The sequence below is a fragment of the Herbaspirillum sp. Her2 genome (genome assembly GCF_057961375.1).
Window position 1 is genome coordinate 1531643 of record NZ_CM176331.1, and the last position, 17719, is coordinate 1549361.

Below are 17719 nucleotides of genomic sequence, written 5' to 3' on the forward strand. Positions count from 1 at the left end.
GCTGACGTGAAAGACACCCATGACGCAATCCGCCGATTCGCGCGATCCCTCGCGCACGCCTGCAGTATCCTCTTCTCCTGCTACTTCCCCGGACGCCTTCCCGGTGAGCTTCCCGCGCATCGAACGCCTGCCGCCCTACGTCTTCAACATCACTGCCGAACTCAAGATGGCCGCGCGTCGCCGGGGCGAGGACATCATCGACATGTCGATGGGCAATCCCGATGGCCCCACGCCGCCGCACATCGTCGAGAAGCTGGTGGAAGTGGCGCAGCGGCCCGATACCCACGGTTATTCCTCCTCCAAGGGCATCCCGCGCCTGCGCCGGGCGATTGCGCACTGGTATCGCAGCCGCTACGAAGTCGACTTCGATCCCGACAGCGAAGCCATCGTCACCATCGGTTCCAAGGAAGGCCTGGCGCACCTGATGCTGGCCACCCTCGACAAGGGCGATACCGTGCTGGTGCCCAATCCCAGCTACCCCATCCACATCTATGGTGCGGTGATTGCCGGTGCCAACATTCGCTCGGTGCGCATGAGCCCGGGCGTGGATTTCTTCGATGAACTCGAACGCGCGGTGCGGGAGAGCTATCCCAAGCCCAAGATGATGATCCTGGGCTTTCCCTCCAATCCGACCGCGCAATGCGTGGAGCTGGAATTCTTCGAGCGGGTGGTCAAGCTGGCGCGCGAACACCAGATCCTGGTGGTGCATGACCTGGCCTATGCCGACATCACCTTCGATGGCTGGAAAGCGCCGTCCATCATGCAGGTGCCGGGTGCGCGGGAGGTCGCGGTGGAATTCTTCACGCTCTCCAAGAGCTACAACATGGCCGGCTGGCGCATCGGCTTCATGGTCGGCAATGCGCGCCTGGTGGCGGCGCTGGCGCGCATCAAGAGCTATCACGACTATGGCAGCTTCACCCCGGTGCAGGTGGCAGCCATTGCGGCGCTGGAAGGCGACCAGTCCTGCGTGGAGGAGATCCGCGCCAATTACGAAAAACGCCGCAACGTGCTGGTCAAGGGCCTGCATGAGGCGGGCTGGATGGTCGATGTGCCCAAGGCCTCGATGTACATCTGGGCGCGCATCCCGGAACCGTATCGCCAGTTCGGTTCGCTCGAATTCTCGCGCATCCTGCTGGAACAGGCCAAGGTCTGCGTCTCGCCCGGCATCGGTTTTGGTGAATATGGCGACGAGTACGTGCGCTTTGCCCTGATCGAGAATGAATCGCGCATCCGCCAGGCCATCCGTGGCATCAAGACCATGTTCAAGAACGCCAAGGGCGGCTGAAGGCCGCGCGCCGGGCCGGTGTAAAGGCTGGAACTGCATCGGCCTGGCGTGTGTCATACAACATTCTTCACCCCCTGACTGTTCTATATGATGAAAAAAATAATATTCGCCAGCCTCATCGCGCTGGGCGCGTCGGCAGCCGTGCTGCCGGTTGCCCAAGCGCAAGTCTCCGTGAACATCAACATCGGCGCACCGCCGCCGCCGCGCGCTGAACCGCTGCCACCCCCGCGCCATGGCTATGTCTGGGCGCCCGGCTTCTGGGATTGGGATGGCTACCGCCACATCTGGCGCGAAGGCCACTGGGTGCGCGAGCGTCCCGGCTACGTCTATGCGCAGCCGGTCTGGCGCCAGGGACCGCGCGGCTGGGAACTGGATCGCGGTGGCTGGCGCGGTGGTCCGCCGCCGGGAAGGGGTCCGCGTCATGATGATGGCGATGACGACCACCGTGGTCCGGGACGCGGGCGCGACTGCCCGCCGGGCCATGCGCGCAAGGGTGAGTGCTGAAGCTCGCCGGTTTTGATTTGAATTGAAGTGATGAAACGAAACGGCCGCAACGTGAAAACGTTGCGGCCGTTGTCGTTGGCGGGTTGCGCTGAGGCGGACGGGATCAGATCTTTTCCATCAGCGCCGAGACCGCAAAGGAAACGATGCCCGCCGTAATGCAGATGACCGCCAGGCGGTAGTGCGGAATCAGCTTGCCGATCCACGGCAGCAGGAAATACAGGACGATGGCGATCAGGATGCTGGTCAGGAGTCTTTTCATTGTCTTGGCGGGAGGGTTGAACGCTGGGGCCTATGATAGTGCGGTTTGACCTGCGATGGCGCATCAGCCGGGCGACAGGCCCTTCATGCCGGGCCGTGTCGGTGCCGGGGCAGCCGGCACAGGAGGCTTGGCCGGAGCAGCGCCCGTCGGCGTGACCGTGGTCGCAGGCGCGGCGGCGGGCAGCGGCGTTGCTCCCGGTGGCAGGTTTTCATCGACCTGCTCGTTCTGGCGGCCACCGCCGTGGGCATTGAAGAAGTTGATGACGGTGCGCGAGGTATCGAGGTTCTGCGAAGACTTGCCGCCATTGACGATGGGCACTACGCCACCCGGCCAGGCGTGGCCACCCCCCTTGACCTCGTAGAGCACCACGGCCTGCGGGTCGCTCTTGCTGGCATAGGTGTACTGGCGGATGGTGGTGCCATCGTTGGCGGTATCGGGAATGTCAGTGACCGTCGGGCGCGGGTTGGCACCATCGGCCTTGACGAAGGCTTCGATGCTGCGCGCCACCGAGATGCGCGGCAACTGCGAGACTTCCTGCTTGCCGATGCCGCCCAGGAAGGGAATGAAGGGATCATCGCTGCCATGGATGTGCAGCAGCGGCATGGGGGCTTTGACGGCCTCGGGCGGCACATCCAGCACCGCGCTGACCACCGCCACTGCCTTGAACAGTTCAGGCGCTTCGGCGGCCATGCGATAGGCCATCATGCCGCCATTGGACACGCCCACCAGGTAGATGCGCTGCGGATCGGCCAGCCCATCCTTGACCAGCTTGTCGATCAGGGCGCGGAGGAAGGCCACATCATCCACCTTGTGCATCTGCGCGTAACCGCAGCATCCGCCGGAATTCCAGGTACGGGCGTCGATGGCCAGCCCGGTGCCGTTGGGGTAAACGATCATGTAGCCCGCCGCCTCGGCAATCTCGGTCAGTCCGGTAGCGCGCGCCATCAGCGAGCCGCTGGAACCGCTGGCGTGCAGTGCGACGATCAGCGGCTGCGGTTCACCGACGGCATTGCGTTCGGAAAAATAGGCGCGTGAGAGATTGCCGACGCGGATCGTCTTCAAGGAAAGATCGATCGCCTGTGCCGGCAGGCTGGCCAGCAGCGGCTGTGCGCACAGTGCGCACAGCGCTGCCAGCAAGTGGCGGCGCAAGCGGCGGGCGCGATCAGGTGGGCGAGACGGAAAGCGGTTCGTCATGGCAGGCAGGATGCGGTCGCGGGAATGGACGCCATGTTAACGTGCAGGCCACGGTGGCGCAAAGCGATTTACACCCTGCGCCTCGGACCTGGCCATCAACGTAGGGCCGGTCAGCCGCGCGCCGGGATGTTGAGACCGCGCACCACGGCCGGACGGGCCACGAAGGCTTCCAGCGCACGGGCCACATGGGGGAAGTCCTGGAAGCCGACCAGCTCGGCCGCTTCGTAGAAGCCGATCAGATTGCGGATCCACGGGAAGGTGGCGATATCGGCGATGGAATACGCATCGCCAGCCAGCCACTGGCTCTGGCTCAGGCGCTTGTCCATCACGCCCAGCAGGCGTTTGGATTCGTTGACGTAGCGGTCGCGCGGACGCTTGTCTTCGTATTCCTTGCCGGCAAAGCGGTGGAAGAAGCCGAGCTGGCCGAACATCGGACCGACGCCGCCCATCTGGAACATCACCCACTGGATCACCTGATAGCGCGCAGCGGGATCGGCCGGCAGGAACTGGCCGGTCTTCTCGGCCAGATAGAGCAGGATGGCGCCCGATTCGAACAGCGGCAGCGGCGCACCATTGGGACCGTTGGGGTCGATGATGGCGGGGATCTTGTTGTTCGGATTGAGCGACAGGAATTCCGGCGACAGCTGGTCATTGGTCTCGAAGCTGACCAGGTGAGCTTCGTAGGGCAGGCCGGTTTCTTCCAGCATGATCGAGACCTTCACGCCATTGGGCGTGGGCAGCGAATACAGCTGGATGCGGTCGGGATGTTGCGCCGGCCATTTTTGATTGATGGCGAAGGCGGACAAAGCGTGACTCATGAGATCGGACTCCTAGGCAACGGATATGTGGAGATCGCGGTCCTGAGCGAATTTTTCGAAGGCCTCGACCGTCACCGGCCGGCAGAAGTAGTAGCCCTGGTAGGCGTGGCAGCCGGCATCGGCAAGGAAGGAGCGCTGGGCATCGGTTTCCACGCCCTCGGCGATCACCCCCAGCCCCAGGCTCTGCGCCAGGTTGACGATGGTCTTGGCTATCGAGGCGTCGTTGGGATCGATCAGGACATCGCGCACGAAAGACTGGTCGATTTTAAGCTGATTCAGCGGCAGCCGCTTGAGGTAGGACAGGGACGAGTAACCGGTACCGAAGTCATCCAGCGAAAACTCCACGCCGTAAGCCTTCAAGGCAAACATCTTCTGGATGATGTCTTCGACGTTGTCCACCAGCAGGCTCTCGGTCAGCTCCAGTTTCAGGCGGCGCGGATTGGCACCGGTACGGTCGATGATGTCCAGCACGGTCTGCACGAAATCATGCTCGCGCAATTGCGGCGCGCTGACGTTCACGGCGATGCTGAGCTCGGCCATGTGCGGCCGCTTGGCCCAGGTGGCCAGCTGCGTGCAGGCGGTCTCCAGCACCCAGTTGCCCAGTGACAGGATCAGCCCGGTTTCTTCGGCCAGCGGAATGAAGTCGCCCGGTGGCACCATACCGCGCTGCGGATGCTGCCAGCGCACCAGCACTTCGGCACCCGTGACGCGGCCGCCTTCGACCACCTGCGGCTGGTAATGCAGCAGCAGCTGGTTGCCCTCGATGGCCTTGCGCAGGCCGGCTTCCAGCGTGGCGCGTTCCAGCACGGCCGTCTGCATGGCGGGATCGAAGAAGCGCAGCGCATTGCGGCCGGTTTCCTTGGCCTTGTACATGGCCAGGTCGGCCTGCTTCATGAGCTCATCCACCGAGGCCGCACGGCCCAGGAAGACGGTGGCGCCGATGCTGGCGGTGGTGCGGTATTCCACCTCGTCGAGCTGGTAGGTTTGGCCCAGTGCTGCCAGGATTTTCTCGCCGATGGTGCGGGTCTGGGTCGCGGCTTCCTGCTGGGTGTCGTTGAGCCCCTCCAGCACCACCACGAATTCGTCACCCCCCACGCGCGCCACCGTATCATTTTCACGGACATTGGCCAGCAGGCGCTGCGCCACTTGTTTCAACAGGGTGTCGCCCTTTTCGTGGCCGACCGTGTCGTTGAGCGTCTTGAAGTGATCCAGATCGATGAACAGCAAGGCGCCGCAGGTGCGCGTGCGCAGCGACAGCGCGATGGCCTGCTTGAGGCGGTCCAGCAGCAGGGTGCGGTTGGGCAGGCGGGTCAGGGCATCGAAGAAGGCCAGCTCACGAATGCGTTCCTCGGCCAGCTTGCGGTCGCTGATGTCGTGATGCGTGCTGACGTAGTGGGTGACCTGGTTGTCCTTGTTCTTGACGGCGGAGATGGTCAGCCATTCGGGGTAGACCTCGCCGTTCTTGCGGCGGTCCCAGATTTCGCCCTGCCACTTGCCGAAGCGCCGGACACTCTCGCGCATCTCCTGGAAGAAGGCCGGCCCGTGGCGGTCCGAGCGCAGCAGGTTGGGGTGCTTGCCGACGATTTCCTCGGCGGTATAGCCGGTGATCTCCGTGAAGGCCTTGTTCACGCGCAGGATCTTGCTGTTGGCGTCGGTGATGAGCATGCCTTCGCGCGAATCGAAGGCCACCGCCGAGATGCGCAGTTCGGCTTCAATCTGCTTGCGGTCGGTAATGTCGCGCGCGCTGGTGCGGAAGCCCGTGAAGCTGCCCTGAGCATCGGCAATCGGGGCCGACGACAGCGAGAGCCAGAACACCGTGCCATCCTTGCGTACGCAGCGGAATTCCACGTCTTCGCGCTTCTGGCCATCCATGCAGCGCGCCAGTTCGGCGCGGATGCGGCGCTCGTCATCCGGATGGACGATGCTGCCGATGAAGTCCGGCATGGAGAGGCATTCCTCCACGGTATAGCCGGTGTAGTCGCGCACCGCGTGATTGATCCAGCGCGGACGGCCATCCAGGCCCCACCAGACTTCCCAGTTGACGGTGCAATCGGCGATGGCGCGGAACTGCTCTTCGCTGGCGCGCAGCTCGACGGTCATCTTCTGCGCCAGGCGTACCGCGCGCTTGCGGCTGGACATCATGAGCCAGGCCAGCAGCGCCAGCGTAACGCTCATGGCGATGCCGGTGACGGCGATGAGCTGCTCGGCATTGCGCCCGAACTGGGCGGTGAAGGCATCGGTGGTGCTCATGGAGAGCGTCCAGTTGTGGTTGGCCACCACCAGGTATTCATCGGCCTGCAGGCGCGGGCGATGCATCGGTCCGCTGGCCAGCGGCGATTGGTAGAGCAGGGCTTGCGCTTCCTGGGTCACGCCGTCATAGAGGGTGAAGGCAATGGTGCGGCTGTTTTCGCCATACAGGCTGGCGATCACGTCGCTCATGCGAAAAACGGCATGCACCCAGCCGATCAGGCTGGCGCGGCGCTCGGCAATGGTGGACTGCGGTTTGCTGCGCTCGTACAGCGGCAGGTACATCATGAAGGCGGGTGCTGCCGGCCCTTCAGTACTCAGTTCAATCTTGCCGGAGACGGTCGCCATGCCGGAGTCGCGCGCCTTTTCCATGGCGGCGCGCCGCACCGGATCGGCCCACTGGTCATTGCCGAAGGCGATGCGGTTGCGGCCTACATAGGGCTCGCGCAGGATGGTCGGGGCATAGGCAGTGCGGCTGCCGCTCGGACGGATCTTGTAATCGGCCATACCCTGGCGCGCCATGCGGGCCAGATGCGCGTCGAGCTGCGCAGCCGGTACCCATTCCTCGATGGCGATGGCCTGGATACCGGAGAAATTGGCGTCCAGGTTGAGCGCGTCAACGTAATCGCGGAACTGGTTGCGGTCGATGTTGCCGGTGGCCGAGATCAGGCCCTGCACCCCATGCAGCATCTGTTCGTAGGACGCCATGCGCTGCTCGATGCGGCTGACCGTCTCGCGCAGCACTGAGGCGAACTGCGTGTGGACTTCCTTGGCGGCGGCTTCGCGCTCGTGGTCCCATGCGGTCCAGGTGACGCCCAATCCTGTGGCCAGGATGATGACGGGGAGCAGGATCTGGCGTATCCAGTTCACGGCTTGCTCTGGAATTCGACCATGGCTGCCGCCAGTTCAGGATTGAAGTACTTGCGGAAGATGCGCAGCACCGTGCCGTCTGCCAGCATGCCGTTGACCAGGGCGCGCCACTTGTCCAGCTCGGCCGGCGCAAGCGCCTTGCGCGACATGATCAGACCGTGCGGTACGGAAGGATCCTCGAAGCTGATGATGGTGGTGGCCTCGCGAATGCGTTTCTCTTCCACGACCGGGTAATCGAAGGGCTCCATGATCATGCCCTGGATGCGGTTCTGCAGCAGCGCTTCATAAAGCGGTTCCAGGCCACCGGCCAGGGTAACGCGATTGGCAGCCGTAAGCTGGTCCACCATGCGGTTGGCATTGCTGCTGTAGCGGAAGCCGCGGATGACGCCGAGCTGGAAACGATCATTGCGCGCGACGTCGGCCAGCTGAGTGATGCCGGCATCCTTGCGCACCAGCAGGTAGTACTTGTTGCTGAAGTACCAGGCGAAGGCGGCGAACTTGTCGCGTTCCGGATTGGTAATGCCGGACAGGCTGAAATCGAGTGCCCCCGATTCGATCAGCTGCCAGATGCGCGCACGCGACATCAGGCTGACATTGACCTTGCAGCCGCTGCGGCGGATCAGCTCATCGGCGAAATCCTTGTCGATGCCGGTATCGGTGGCCGCCGAGTAGAGCAGGCCGTGATCGTGCAGCGCCAGCGTATAGGGACGCGAGCAATCGGGACCGGCAGCGTGGGAAGGGGAACAAGCCAGCAGGGCAGTGAAAAGTGTGGCCACATTCGCACAGGCACGCACTGCGCGATTGCGAAAGAGTCGACTGAAAATACTGCCCCCTATGTAGACGCCACCCTATGGACGAAGCAATACGAGCGTGGCGCGAACTTCGCGATCTCGCGCCCGACGCACTGCCGTGTCGTCCTTCCCTGAAATCACCGCATGAGAGCGGTGTCCTGTCCTGTAGTTTTGACTCTGCCGTCCGTGGAGACGGTGGTGTGATCACCAGCTCTGCTGACATGCTGGAGACGCCAGCAGAAACGGCACTGCACCAAATGCCGAGCGATGTTACCCGAGCAGATTCCATTGCGCAACAGAATGCATCCGCCGCTGCTGCGGCAGGCTGGATGCGGCCGCGCGCCATGTGCACGGGAGTGCAGAAAGGCATGGATGAGCTGACAGGAAAGCCGGGTGTCATGCACAAAAAAACCGGAGTTTCCGCCATGGAAACACCGGTCTGTCTGTGAGGATTTCGGGAGATCACGATGTCTGATGTCGGGATGACAGGGACATCGCTTGAAGCATTGTTCCGTTCAGATGAACATGCCGCCCGAGACCTCTACGCGCTGGGCGTTGATCCAGCCATTGTTCTCACGCAGCAGTGAAGCGATTGCCGCGCCGATGTCATCCGGCACGCCGACCCGGCCCAGCGCGGTCTGGCCGGCGATGAAAGCGTTCAGTTCGGCATTGTCACGTACGCGGCCACCGCCGAAATCGGTCTCGATGGCGCCCGGTGCCACGGTGTTGACGGCGATGCCACGCGCGCCGAATTCCTTGGCCATGTAGCGCGTCATCACTTCCACGCCGCCCTTCATGGCGGCATAGGCCGCATAGCCCGGCAGGGTGAAGCGGGCCAGCCCGCTGGAAATGTTGATGATGCGGCCACCATCGGCCAGCAGCGGCAGGAGCGCCTGGGTCAGGAAGAACGGCCCCTTGAGATGCACCTTGTAGAGCGCATCGAAGTCCGCTTCGCTGGTCTCGGCGATCGGGCCATAGATGCCCATGCCGCCGTTGTTGACCAGATAGTTGAATTGGCGGACCTGCCACACCCGGTACAGTGCATCGGACACTTGTTGTGCGAAGGCCGGCACACTTGCGCTGTCGGCCAAGTCCAGTTGCAGGGCCACCGCCGGTACACCCAGGGCTTCGATTTCTGACACCGTGGCATCGGCAGCAGTACGGTTGCCGACATATGTCAGGAGGATACCCACGCCTTCGCGGGCCAGGTGCAGGGCGGCGTTCTTGCCCAGGCCGCGGCTGCCGCCGGTGATCAGGGCGATGCGGGGAGTAGTGTTGCTGGAAGCGGTTGCTGCGTTCATGTGAGGCTCCTGAAGTCGTTGAGGAAAGCAATGCAGGGGATGTTGCAAGACCACGGAGCCCAGTATATTGAGAAGAAATTCCAGAATAAATTTCGGATTTACTATTAGACTTTTCAGAATTGAATAATAATCAGGCGGGCACATGAACCAGTTGGACACCCTCAAGATCTTCCAGCGCGTGGCCGAACTGGCCAGTTTCAGCGGTGCGGCGCGCCAGCTCGGCCTGCCCAATGCCAGCGTCTCGCTGGCGGTGCAGCAGCTGGAACAGATGCTGGGCACGCGCCTGCTCCAGCGCACCACGCGGCGCGTGCAGCTGACCGCCGATGGCGAAGCCTTCTACCGGCGCAGCCAGGAGTTGCTGGATGAATTCGAATCCCTGCGCGGCATGTTCCGCGCGGGCGGGCAGCCCTTGAGCGGCAAGCTACGGGTCGACATGTCCAGTGCCATGGCGCGTGAAGTGGTGCTGCCGGCCTTGCCGACTTTTTTGGCGCAGCATCCGCAACTGGAGATCGAGCTGTCAGCCAGCGATCGTCGTGTCGATCTGGTGGCTGAAGGATTTGATTGCGTGCTGCGTACCGGCACGCTGGACGATTCCTCGCTGGTGGCGCGGCCCATCGGCCATCTGGTGCAGATCAACTGCGCCAGCGCGGCCTACCTGAAACGGCACGGCACACCGCGCACCCTGGAGGATCTGGCCCATCACCAACTGGTGCACTACCGCCAGGTGCTGGGCGGACGTTCACCGGGATGGGAGTGGTTCGACGGCACCCAGACCCGTATGCTGCCCATGGCCGGCAGCGTCACGGTCAACAGTACGGAGACCTATTACGCCGCTTGCCAGGCCGGCCTGGGCCTGATCCAGCTGCCGCTGGTGGGCGCGCAGAAACGCAAGATGCTCGACGGCGGCAAGCTGGTGGAAGTGTTGTCGCAATATCGTCCGGCGCCCATGCCGATCAACCTGCTTTACGCCAGCCGGCGCCATGTACCGGCACGGCTGGCGGAGTTCATGGACTGGCTGCATGCGCTGATCTTTCCGCTCACGCAGGAGGGCGGCCTCACAAGCTGAGCTGCCCGCTCAGGCCAGCATGGTCTGTCCGGCCGGATCGATGGTGACCGTGCCGCGTCCGATCTCGATGACGCGTCCGCCGACCTGGATTGCCCCATCCGCATTGACGGTCAGGCGCAGCCGCGAGGGTCGATCGACCGCCGCGCCCTGGTCGATGGCGTAGTGGGCGGGCAGGGTGGCACCGGTGGCAATGAGCCAGCCGCCCAGATTGGCGCAGGCCGAGCCGGTGCCCGGATCTTCGGCCACTCCGCCGCCTTGCTTGGTGAAGAAATAGCGGGCCAGCACCTGGCCTGGTGCGTCTTCATCGAAGGCGAACACATAGGCCGTCTTGCGTCCCAGACTGCTCACCGGCCAGCGCTCCAGCAGCCCGCTGTCGGGCCGGGCACGGCGCACCGCTGCGGGCGAACGCAGGGGGATCAGGAACTGGTCGGCGCCGGTATCGACCCATATCGGATCGGCTGCCAGGTCGCTTTCCTCCAGCGCCAGCAGGGCGGCCACTTCGGCACGCGAAAGCGGCGATGGCGCGGTGCGCGGGCCGCCGGGGCAGGGGGCGGTGAAGGTCCAGACATCCCCTTGGGCATGCACCGGAACCACGCCGGCCTTGAACTCCAGGCGCAGCGAGTCACCCGTTCCCAGCAGATCACGCACCACCTGCGCCGTGCCCAGCGTGGGATGGCCCGCGAAGGGCATCTCGTAGCCGGTGGTGAAGATGCGCACCCGCGCATCGGCCACCGCCGAGGGCAGGATGAAGGTGGTTTCCGAGAGATTGAATTGCAGGGCCAGCGCCAGCATGGTGGCCTCATCCAGGCCGCGTGCATCCTCGAACACGCACAGGGGATTGCCGCCGAAGGTGGATTCGGCGAAGACGTTGAGCAGGCGATAGGCGTAGGTGGCAGGCATGGAGGTCTCGCAGCAGGTTCATAAAACTTCCGCATCGGCAGAAGCAGGAAGGCCGATTGTAGCCACGGCCTTCACTGCGAGACAGGTACAGTTCAGTCTCCCACGCCAATACAGTCACGGCCCAACTGTTTGGCGCGATACAGGCGGCGGTCGGCCTGTTCCAGGAAGGCGATGCGCTGGTCCATCGGCGAAGGCACGATGGTGGTCACGCCCTGGCTGATGGTGACGTGGGTCGAGATCTGCGACTTGGCGTGCGGGATGGCGGCCTCGTTGATGATCGCGCGGCAGCGCTGGGCCACTTGCAGGGCGGCCTTCTCGTCGCAATCCGGCAGGATCAGCACGAATTCCTCGCCGCCATAGCGGGCAAAGAAATCGCGGCTGCGGGTCGCGCTCTGGCTCAGCAGCTGGGCTACTTGCCTGAGGCACTCGTCCCCCCGGATGTGGCCGTAATGGTCGTTGTACTGCTTGAAGTAATCGATGTCGAGCATGATCATCGACAGCGGCGCACGCGTGTTGACCGCATTGGCCCATTCCACTTCCAGCGCCGAATCGAACATGCGGCGATTGGCCACGTTGGTCAGGCCGTCGCGATAGGACAGCGCCTCCAGTTCCTTTTGCAGCTCGACCAGGCGCGCTTCGGTCTTCTTGCGTTCGGTGATGTCGAACATGAAGCCGATCAGCGCATTGGGGCTGCCATCGGGATTGCGCACCACGTGCACCACATCGCGGATCCAGATGTGCTCACCATCGCGGGTCAGGGCGCGGTAGTCGGCTTCGTGATCGGCACCGGCCTTGGATTGCGAGATGCAGAAGTTGACCACGGCCTCGCGGTCTTCCGCATGGATGCGCATGGCCCAGTCATCGGCCGTCTTCCAGCTCTCCGGGGTCCAGCCCAGCAGCTGTTCGATCTGCGGGCCGATGTAGGCGAATTGCATGGTGCTCCAGTCGATCTTCCAGGGAATCGCCTTGGTTGATTCCAGCAGGGTTTTGTAGACGGCGCTGTCGGGTTCCATCTGTTCTTGGATCGAGTTGCTCATGATTCCTGGTCGCGAGGTGGTGGTAACGGAGTTGTTGTCGGGAAATGCTGCCACAAGGCAGCACAAAAAATTTGCCGGCAAGCATAACGCGTCTTGCTGTCAGGACGATGAAAAAATGCGCTCAAGCGTGCAGCTGTCCACTCAAGTTTCTGCAGGGCAATCGCAGGAAGTCGACGCGCGCCATGTGTGCAGGGCTATCGTTTTTCCTTATACCCCTATCCTCATTCGGTATTTCCGCCTTCCCCGCTCCTGCGGATAGACTTCAGTCACAGCAGTTTTCGAGACGGAGATTGTTGTGTGGACCGCTACCACGGTCGATGTGTCTGGCAGTGATGTGCCGTACCCGGTGCAGTAATGGCAGACGCTATCTGAAACAAAAATTTTGGAGACAAGCAATGCAATTTCGTTCGGCAGCTGAGCCTGCCGCAGCGGCGACGCCAACCGTAGAAGGCGTTCGCGACTGCGCACAGGCTGTGACCCCAGTGAGCGCTCACTCGCCGGTCCTCGACCAGACACCCGGCACCCCCGCGACAGACGGCTTGCATACCGTCACCGCACACTTGACTGACCGGACAGGTAACCGTACCGGACCAGTTTCAGACACTTCCGGACTGGCCCCTGTCAGTCTGGACGACAAATACACCGCCACCGAAGGTGCCATCTACCTCTCCGGCATCCAGGCGTTGGTGCGTCTGCCGATGCTGCAGCAGATCCGCGACCGTGCGGCGGGCCTGAATACGGCCGGTTTCATTTCGGGCTATCGCGGCTCGCCCCTGGGCGGACTGGATGAAGCCCTCTGGCATGCCCAGGCGCACCTGGCCGCGCACCGCGTGAAGTTCCAGCCGGGCGTGAACGAAGACATGGCTGCTACTGCCGTCTGGGGCACGCAGCAGGTCAGGCTGATCGGCCCGTCCGACTATGACGGCGTCTATGCCATGTGGTATGGCAAGGGCCCCGGCGTGGACCGCTGCGGCGATGTGCTCAAGCACATGAACCACGCCGGCACCTCCGCCCAGGGCGGCGTGCTGCTGGTGGCCGGGGACGATCATGGGGCCTATTCGTCGACCCTGCCGCACCAGTCCGACCACATCTTCTCGGCATCGATGATTCCGATGCTCTATCCCTGCAACGTGCAGGAATACCTGGACCTGGGCCTGCATGGCTGGGCCATGTCGCGTTATTCCGGTTGCGTAGTGGGCTTCAAGGCGCTGGCCGACACGGTGGAATCGAGCGCTTCGGTGGATGCCGATCCTTTCCGCGTCGACATCCGTCTGCCGACCGATTTCGTCATGCCTGCGGGCGGACTCAATGCACGGCTGTCGACCGATACCCTGGGCGTACAGGCGCGCAAGCAGGAAGCGCTGATGCAGGATTACAAGATCTACGCCGCGCTGGCCTACGCCCGCGCCAACCGGCTCAACCGCGTGATGATCGACAGCCCCCGTGCGCGGCTGGGCATCATCGCCTCGGGCAAGTCCTATCTCGATGTGCTGGAAGCTTTATCGGAACTGGGCATCGATGAAGCCTTCGCAGCCGAGATCGGATTGCGGCTGTTCAAGGTCTCCATGCCCTGGCCGCTGGAGCCGGATGGCGTGCGCGAATTCGCGCAGGGCCTCGATGAAATCCTGGTGGTGGAAGAAAAGCGCCAGATGGTGGAGTACCAGTTGAAGGAGCAACTTTACAACTGGCGCGACGATGTCCGTCCGCGCGTGATCGGCAAGTTCGACGAGAAGGGCGAATGGGTGGCTCCGCGCGGCGAATGGCTGCTGACTTCCAAGGCCGATTTCTCTGTGGCGCAGATCGCCCGCGTGATCGCCGCACGCATTGCGCGCTTCCATACCAGTGACCTGATCAAGGCGCGCCTGGCCTTCCTCGATGCCAAGGATGCGGTGCTGACCAAGGCCGTCAACACGCCGCCGCGCCCGGCTTACTATTGCTCGGGCTGTCCGCACAACACCTCCACGCGCGTGCCCGAGGGCAGCTTCGCGCTGGCCGGGATCGGCTGTCACGTCATGGCCACCGCCATCTATCCGGAATTCAACAAGCTGACCACCCACATGGGCGGCGAGGGTGCGCCCTGGATCGGGCAAGCGCCCTTCTCCAAAGTGCCGCACGTATTTGCCAACCTGGGCGATGGCACCTATTTCCATTCGGGTTATCTCGCCATTCGCGCCGCCGTGGCCGCGCGGGTCAACATGACCTACAAGATCCTGTACAACGATGCCGTGGCCATGACCGGAGGACAGCCGGTGGACGGGACAGTCTCGGTGCCGATGATCGCGCAGCAGATGGCCGCTGAAGGCGTGCAGCGCATCGCGCTGGTGTCGGAGGACATCAGCCGTTACACCGGCCGCAACGGTTTGCCGGCGGCGGTGAGCCTGCATGACCGCAAGGAGATGGATGCCGTGCAGCGCGAGCTGCGCGAGATTCCGGGGGTGAGCGTCATCATCTACGACCAGACCTGCGCCGCCGAAAAGCGCCGCCGCCGCAAGAAGGGAGAATTCCCTGACCCCAACGAACGGCTCTTCATCAATGCGGCCGTGTGCGAGGGTTGCGGCGATTGCGGCGTGCAGTCCAACTGCACTTCGATCCTGCCGCTGGAGACGGAGCTGGGCCGCAAGCGCGTCATCGACCAGTCTTCCTGCAACAAGGATTACTCCTGCGTGAAGGGCTTCTGCCCCAGCTTCGTCACCGTGACCGGCGGGCAGTTGAAGAAGTCGCGTACCGGCGTCCACAAGAAAGGCGCGACTGACGATTTCGGCGCGCTGCCCGAACCGGCCATCCCGTCTTGCGAGACGCCGTTCAACATCCTCATCAACGGCATCGGCGGTACCGGGGTCATCACCATCGGCGCACTCATGGGCATGGCCGCGCATCTGGAAGGCAAGGGCGCGTCGGTGCTGGACATGACCGGCATGTCGCAGAAGAACGGTTCCGTGACCTCGCACGTGCGCATCGCTGCACGGCGCGACACCATCCGCGCGCAGCGCATCGCCACCGGGGAAGCTGACCTGGTGCTGGGTTGCGACATGCTCACGGCGGGCGCTTTCGATGCCATTTCCAAGATGCGCCCCGGCCGCACGCGGGCGGTGGTCAACCTGCACCAGCAGCCGCCGGGCCAGTTCGCCAAAAATCCTGACTGGCAATTTCCGTTCGAGGAGATCAAGGCGCTGATCCTGGAATCGGTCGACCAGCAGGCCGACTTCATCGATGCCACACGCCTGGCCACGGCCCTGATGGGCGACGCCATCGCCACCAATCTCTTCATGCTGGGCTATGCCTGGCAGCGCGGTGAACTGCCCTTGAGCGAGGCCGCGCTGCTGCGTGCGATTGAACTCAATGGCGTGGCGGTCGAGGCCAACCAGACCGCCTTCCGCTGGGGCCGCCGTGCCGCAGTCGACCTGCGCCGCGTGGAGCAGATCGCGGTGCCGGCCCAGCCGGTGGTGGTACACCTGCCGCAGTCGCTGGACCAACTGATCAAGCGCCGGGTGGCCTTGCTGACCGGGTATCAGGATGCCTCCTACGCCGCCCAATTCGCCGAAGTGGTTGCGGCCGTGCGTGGCGCCGAAGCGCCGCTGGGCAGCGACAAGCTGACCCTGGCCGTCGCCCGCAGCCTCTCGCGCCTGATGGCTTACAAGGATGAATACGAGGTGGCGCGGCTCTACACCAACGGCCAGTTCCAGAAGGACCTGGCGCAGCAGTTCGAGGGCGATTTCACCCTCAGCTTCAACCTGGCACCGCCGATCTTTGCGCGCAAGGATGGACAGGGGCGATTGGTGAAGGCGCGCTATGGCAGCTGGATGATGACGGCCTTCAAGCTGCTGGCGCGCTGCAAGGGGCTGCGCGGCGGTGTCTTCGATTTCTTCGGGCGTACCGCAGAACGGCGCATGGAGCGTGCGCTCATCGTGCAATATCGCCAGATGGTGCTGCAGTTGCTGCCCGCGTTGACGGCGGACAACCTGGCCGAGGCCATCGCCCTGGCGCAGTTGCCGGAACAGGTGCGCGGCTTCGGTCATGTCAAGGAGCAGGCGGTACAGGCCATGCAGGGGCGGCAGGCGGAATTGCTGGCAGCGTTTGCGCAGGCAGGCAAGAAGCCTGCCGCCCCGAGTGCAACGCCGGCCGCAGCCTGACCGGCCCTGACCGCTTCGGCATCGAGATCGGCCAATGTCGCGCCGGTGACAACTGTCCGGCGCGAATTCCATTAAGCTTGGGCGCAAAGCGGGAAGCCAAGCGCCCAACCCGCATTGCCTGGCAAGAACAACGAACAGGAGACAAGCATGGATTTTGAACTCAACGAAGACCAACTGGCCTTCCAGCAAAGCGCGCGCGATTTCGCTGCGCGCGCCATGGCCCCCTTCGCCGCCAAGTGGGACGAGGAGGCGCACTTCCCGCTGGACGTGATCGCCAAGGCCGGCGAACTGGGCTTCTGCGGCCTCTACACCCCGGAAGAGGTGGGCGGCCTGGGCCTCTCGCGCCTGGATGCCACGGTGGTCTTCGAGGAGCTGGCGCGCGCCTGTACCTCGACGGCAGCCTATCTCACCATCCACAACATGGTCAGCTGGATGGTGGCCACCTGGGGCCATGCCGAACTGAAGGAAGAATGGTGCGAGCAACTGGCCGCCGGCCAGAAGATCGGCTCCTACTGCCTCACCGAGCCGGGCTCGGGATCGGATGCTGCATCGCTCAAGACCACGGCGCGCCGGGTCGATGACTTTTATCTCATCAATGGTTCCAAGGCCTTCATCTCGGGCGCGGGCAGCACCGACCTGCTGGTGGTGATGGCGCGCACCGGCGGCCCCGGCGCGCGCGGCGTCTCGGCCATCGCGGTGCCGGGCGATACCCCCGGCATCAGCTACGGCAAGAAGGAAAGCAAGATGGGCTGGAACAGCCAGCCCACGCGCACCATCAGCTTCGACAACGTCAAGGTGCCGGTGGGCAACCTGCTGGGCGAGGAGGGCGAGGGCTTCGTCTTCGCCATGAAGGGGCTCGATGGCGGGCGCATCAACATCGCCACTTGCTCGGTCGGTGCGGCGCAGGCAGCGCTGGATGCGGCCCACGCCTACATGAAGGAACGCAAGCAGTTCGGCCGTCCGATTGCCGACTTCCAGGCGCTGCAATTCAAGTTGGCCGACATGCAGACCGAACTGGTGGCCGCGCGCCAGATGGTGCGGCTGGCGGCGGCCAAGCTGGATGCCGGCTCGCCCGAAGCCACCACCTATTGCGCCATGGCCAAGCGGCTGGCGACCGATCTGGGCTTCCGCGTCTGCAATGAGGCGCTGCAATTGCATGGCGGCTATGGCTACATCCGCGAATATCCGCTGGAACGCTATTTCCGCGACGTGCGGGTGCATCAGATCCTGGAAGGCACCAATGAAATCATGCGCGTCATCATCTCGCGCAACCTGCTCGGCCGCGACACGCTGGACGACATCCGCTGACCCCTCACA

Annotated in this window: 14 protein-coding genes; 6 read left to right on the top strand and 8 right to left on the bottom strand. The window is 63.7% G+C overall.

All coding sequences use genetic code 11. The features are described from left to right. The first annotated feature begins 19 nt into the window (after positions 1-19). Both alaC and ACWHXP_RS07015 read left to right on the top strand, forming a co-directional pair. Positions 20-1285, top strand: coding sequence for an alanine transaminase (gene alaC / locus ACWHXP_RS07010; RefSeq protein WP_034331604.1), 1266 nt, complete (start codon positions 20-22; stop codon positions 1283-1285). Between the two features lie 90 nt (positions 1286-1375). Then, entirely contained in the window at positions 1376-1789 is a 414-nt protein-coding gene (locus tag ACWHXP_RS07015) for a YXWGXW repeat-containing protein (RefSeq protein ID WP_371925459.1), read from the top strand. A gap of 103 nt (positions 1790-1892) precedes the next feature. Here ACWHXP_RS07015 and ACWHXP_RS07020 read toward each other — a convergent pair whose 3' ends face one another. From ACWHXP_RS07020 to ACWHXP_RS07040, 5 genes are all read right to left on the bottom strand, one after another. Beyond that, positions 1893-2048: a hypothetical protein gene (locus ACWHXP_RS07020; protein WP_166675069.1), complete on the bottom strand. Its 156-nt coding sequence runs from the start codon at positions 2046-2048 to the stop codon at positions 1893-1895. A gap of 63 nt (positions 2049-2111) precedes the next feature. Beyond that, positions 2112-3242 carry a CE1 family esterase gene (locus ACWHXP_RS07025; protein WP_489622994.1) on the bottom strand — a complete coding sequence of 377 codons (1131 nt, stop codon included), beginning with the start codon at positions 3240-3242 and terminating at the stop codon, positions 2112-2114. Positions 3243-3352: 110 nt separating this feature from the next. Continuing rightward, on the bottom strand, positions 3353-4060 hold the full coding sequence (locus tag ACWHXP_RS07030; RefSeq protein WP_039787184.1) for a glutathione S-transferase N-terminal domain-containing protein: 708 nt from the start codon (positions 4058-4060) through the stop codon (positions 3353-3355). Positions 4061-4072: 12 nt separating this feature from the next. Beyond that, a complete protein-coding gene (locus tag ACWHXP_RS07035; protein WP_489634161.1) occupies positions 4073-7177 on the bottom strand; it encodes a bifunctional diguanylate cyclase/phosphodiesterase in 3105 nt (1034 codons plus the stop codon). Further along, positions 7174-7953 (bottom strand): substrate-binding periplasmic protein, encoded by a 780-nt coding sequence (locus ACWHXP_RS07040; protein ID WP_240733717.1) that lies wholly within the window; start codon positions 7951-7953, stop codon positions 7174-7176. Before ACWHXP_RS07040 ends, ACWHXP_RS07035 begins: the two co-directional genes overlap by 4 nt. Before the next feature lie 215 nt (positions 7954-8168). Here ACWHXP_RS07040 and ACWHXP_RS07045 point away from each other — a divergent pair, with 215 nt between their 5' ends. Then, complete coding sequence (locus tag ACWHXP_RS07045; protein WP_489622992.1) at positions 8169-8417, top strand: hypothetical protein; 249 nt, start codon at positions 8169-8171, stop codon at positions 8415-8417. 66 nt (positions 8418-8483) lie between these two features. Here ACWHXP_RS07045 and ACWHXP_RS07050 read toward each other — a convergent pair whose 3' ends face one another. Next, a complete protein-coding gene (locus ACWHXP_RS07050; protein WP_489622991.1) occupies positions 8484-9269 on the bottom strand; it encodes an SDR family NAD(P)-dependent oxidoreductase in 786 nt (261 codons plus the stop codon). 142 nt (positions 9270-9411) lie between these two features. Between ACWHXP_RS07050 and ACWHXP_RS07055 the strand changes: the two genes are divergently transcribed. Next, entirely contained in the window at positions 9412-10335 is a 924-nt protein-coding gene (locus ACWHXP_RS07055; RefSeq protein ID WP_489634160.1) for a LysR family transcriptional regulator, read from the top strand. 9 nt (positions 10336-10344) lie between these two features. Here the strand turns inward: ACWHXP_RS07055 and ACWHXP_RS07060 are convergent, their stop codons facing one another. Together ACWHXP_RS07060 and ACWHXP_RS07065 are read right to left on the bottom strand one after the other, a co-directional pair. Next, a complete protein-coding gene (locus tag ACWHXP_RS07060; RefSeq protein WP_489634159.1) occupies positions 10345-11235 on the bottom strand; it encodes a PhzF family phenazine biosynthesis protein in 891 nt (296 codons plus the stop codon). Between the two features lie 92 nt (positions 11236-11327). Next, complete coding sequence (locus ACWHXP_RS07065) at positions 11328-12248, bottom strand: GGDEF domain-containing protein (RefSeq protein ID WP_134136537.1); 921 nt, start codon at positions 12246-12248, stop codon at positions 11328-11330. A gap of 563 nt (positions 12249-12811) precedes the next feature. Between ACWHXP_RS07065 and ACWHXP_RS07070 the strand changes: the two genes are divergently transcribed. Together ACWHXP_RS07070 and ACWHXP_RS07075 are read left to right on the top strand one after the other, a co-directional pair. Then, complete coding sequence (locus tag ACWHXP_RS07070; RefSeq protein ID WP_489635870.1) at positions 12812-16402, top strand: indolepyruvate ferredoxin oxidoreductase family protein; 3591 nt, start codon at positions 12812-12814, stop codon at positions 16400-16402. A gap of 147 nt (positions 16403-16549) precedes the next feature. Next, a complete protein-coding gene (locus ACWHXP_RS07075; protein WP_121045654.1) occupies positions 16550-17710 on the top strand; it encodes an acyl-CoA dehydrogenase family protein in 1161 nt (386 codons plus the stop codon). Positions 17711-17719 lie beyond the last annotated feature (9 nt).